General features: G+C 71.6%; 2 protein-coding genes and 1 rRNA gene. All 3 read right to left on the reverse strand.

Features of this window, described 5'->3' with window-relative positions; translation table 11 throughout:
* Nucleotides 1-1,726: FG-GAP-like repeat-containing protein (locus tag ACFVU9_RS45355; RefSeq protein ID WP_387603952.1), on the reverse strand; the 1,726-nt coding region annotated here is incomplete at its 3' end.
* A 330-nt stretch (nt 1,727-2,056) separates the two neighbouring features.
* The gene (locus ACFVU9_RS45360; protein ID WP_380509189.1) at nt 2,057-2,695 is read right to left on the reverse strand and encodes a hypothetical protein; all 639 of its coding nucleotides are present in this window, start codon (nt 2,693-2,695) and stop codon (nt 2,057-2,059) included.
* Nucleotides 2,696-2,961: 266 nt separating this feature from the next.
* A 5S ribosomal RNA gene (gene rrf, locus ACFVU9_RS45365) occupies nt 2,962-3,036 on the reverse strand; the annotation flags it as partial.

Consider the following 3,036-nt stretch of genomic DNA (forward strand, 5'->3'; position numbering starts at 1 on the left):
TGACCGAACCGTCGGGGTTGATCACCCAGTAGTCGGCCTTGCCGTCCCCGTCGAAGTCGGCCAGCCGGACCCGGCTGCGGTCGGTCGTGACACCCCCGGCAACCTGGCCGGCGGACTGCCAGCCACCGGAACCGACCGGGTCGCCGCCGCGGTTGAGGAAGACGGTGACCGAGCCGTCGGGCTTGATCAGCCAGTAGTCGGCCTTGCCGTCCCCGTCGAAGTCGGCGAAGCGCACCTGGTCCTGGTCCGTGGTCAGACCGGTGGCGACCCGGCCGAGGGGCAGCCAGCCGGCGCTACCGGCCGCGTCACCGCCGCGGTTGAGCCACACGTTGACCGAACCGTCGGGGTTGATCACCCAGTAGTCGGCCTTGCCGTCCCCGTCGAAGTCCGCGAGACGGACCCGGCTGCGGTCGGTCGTGACGCCCCCGGCGACCTTGCCGATCGACTGCCAGCCGCCGGCCCCGTCACCGCCGCGGTTGAGCCACACGTTGACCGAGCCGTCGTCCTCGATGGTGACGTAGTCGGGCTTGCCGTCACCGTCGAAGTCGGCCCAGCGCAGCCGACCGCTGCCCCCGACCTCGTTCGCGGTCGCCGAGCGGTGGTCGCGCGTGTCCGCGATCCACCCGGCGATGTCGTCGACCCGGGTCTCGGTGGCACCCTGGCGGGTCTCCGTCTCACCGAGGCAACCGCCCTGCCAGGCACGGCTGACGACGGCGGCGAGCTCGACGCCGCCGTTCTTGGCACGCAGCGCCGGGGCACCGGCGTCGCCCTTGCAGACGGTGTCGGCCGCGGTCTTGGCGGTGAGGTCCACGCTGGAGGAGGCCACGGCGCCGGTCGTCAGCGTCGCGCTGTGGGACTGGGCCGGCAGCCAGTCGGTCTTGGTGCGGCCGAAGCCGAGCACCTGCAGGTCCTCGCCGGCGGCCGGCGCGGCCGTCGCGACGGCCACCGGGGTGACGCCGTTGGCGGGCTCGACCAGACGGATCATCATGACGTCGCGGTCGCTCCGCGGCACGAGCGTGGAGACGTCGTACCCGTGACCGGCGATGGTGACCGTGGTCCGGGCCTTCGGGATGCCCGCCGGAACGGTGCTCGGGTCGTCCGGCTTGTCGGTGAAGCAGCCGGCCGCCGACAGCACCCACTGCGGGGCGATCAGCGTGGCGGTGCAGGAGCGCGAGCCCGGGTGGCCGGGCTGCCCGACCGTGACGGTGCCGATCGCCGGGTTGGACCCGGCCGCAGGCGTCGCGGCGGGGCCGTCGGTGGCGTTGAGCTCCAGCAGCGTGGTCGAGCCGCTGGTGCCGCCCTCGCCGACCGGGGTCCAGGCGTTCTTGTTGACGTCGACGCTGCTGACCGTGCCCGCGGTGTTCAGCGTGGCCTTGATCGTGTGGTCGTCGCCCTTGATGTTGTAGATCTGCGGGATCTCCAGCGACAGGTACCCCGTCGGCCCGGTGATCCTGAAACAGACCTGACTCGGAGTGGCCGCCCGGCTGTACAGCTCCACCAGGCCCGGACCCGACGCGCAGTCGGCGAGCACGATGTGCCCGTCGCCCGCCTTGAGCGTGATGTTCCGGTCCGCCAGGACCTTCGCGGCGCCCGGGTAGGAGAAGTCCTCCGCCGCGGACGGCTTGGCCGGCTCCGCCGCCGTCGCCGGCGAGGACGAGAACGTGGCCAGGGCGGGAACGGCCAGTGCCGCCGCCAGCGGCCTTATCAGTCTCCGGCTTATTCGCAAAACAACTCCCCGTAAATCGACATGCCCGGGGAATCGCCAACGCCCCCGAGCTGGCAAAGTTCAAACAAACTTTCCGAAAGCTACTGGGCGCATTTCGCGTACGTCAAACGGGCCGAATCCCGGCCGGTGGCGGGAACTGACGGACGGTCGGCCCGACCGTCCGTCAATCCGGTGTCAATCCGCCATCGGCAGGGCCATGAAACTGATATTTCGGGCAATCAGGGCGCGTGAAATCACCGCCGGGGAAAGTAGCCGTGAGCGGTATCACAGCCCTCTCCGCGGGTCACCGGCCCTCGGTCACCAGCCCTCGGTCACCAGCCCTCCGACCCGTCAGGCGCCGGTGGCCAGGCGGCGCCCCTCCTCCAGGAACGCCATCACACCCATGACGCCCGCGAGTGCACCCAGCGGCCGGGCGGCACCGAACGGCGCGTTCCAGAAGCCGCCCTCCCGCGCGGTGTGCGGGCCGACGTACGCGTACGGCAACGGGAGGTAGGAGTCGCCGAGCGAGACGCCGTAGTTCACGTCGCCGACGGTCACGCCGATGTCGAAGTGCTCGGGCCAGATGACCGGTTCCGTCCCCGGGAACAGCCCGCGCAGTGCCGCGTCGCCGACCGCGAAGCCGTCCAGCAGCCGGCGGGCGGCGGCCGGGTCCACCTCGATCGAGTCGTCGGCCGCCCGGCCCGCCCCGTCCCCGTACAGCCCGGCGGGTGCGCCGGCCGACAGCCCGAGGGCCGCCCCGAGCGCGGCACACGTGGTCCATTCGAGGGACAGCACCTGCCCCGGCGCCACCAGCTCCGCCCCGACCACCCGCAGCTCCGCCCCGACGGACGTGGCGAAGCCGCCCGCACTCGCCTTCAGCCGGATCGTGCCGTCGGTGCGGTACTGCGGCCCGGCCAGGACCAGTTCGGCCACGGCGTGCAGGGAGCGGCGGGTGCGTACGAGGGTCTCGGTGTCGATCTCGGTGTCCATGGACGAATGATCTCCCAGGTGGGAGGCCTGCGCGTAATCCCCGCGCCCTCCGCGGTCACGGCGGGGCGCCGATCGCGAACGACCGGGGACCGTACGCGCCCCCCGGGCAGGAAGGGCGTACGGTCCCCGGCTCCGGTGCCACAGGTCAGCGAGGGACCGTCAGTGGAACATCCGGTCGCCGCGGCGGGCACCGGAACGGCGGGCACCGGAGCGCAAAAACAGAGAAGCCCCATCCGGTGACCGGATGGGGCTTCTCTTGAATGATTGTTCGGCGGCGTCCTACTCTCCCACAGGGTCCCCCCTGCAGTACCATCGGCGCTGTGAGGCTTAGCTTCCGGGTT

This window comes from Kitasatospora sp. NPDC057936 (genome assembly GCF_042887525.1).
Taxonomy (GTDB): domain Bacteria; phylum Actinomycetota; class Actinomycetes; order Streptomycetales; family Streptomycetaceae; genus Kitasatospora.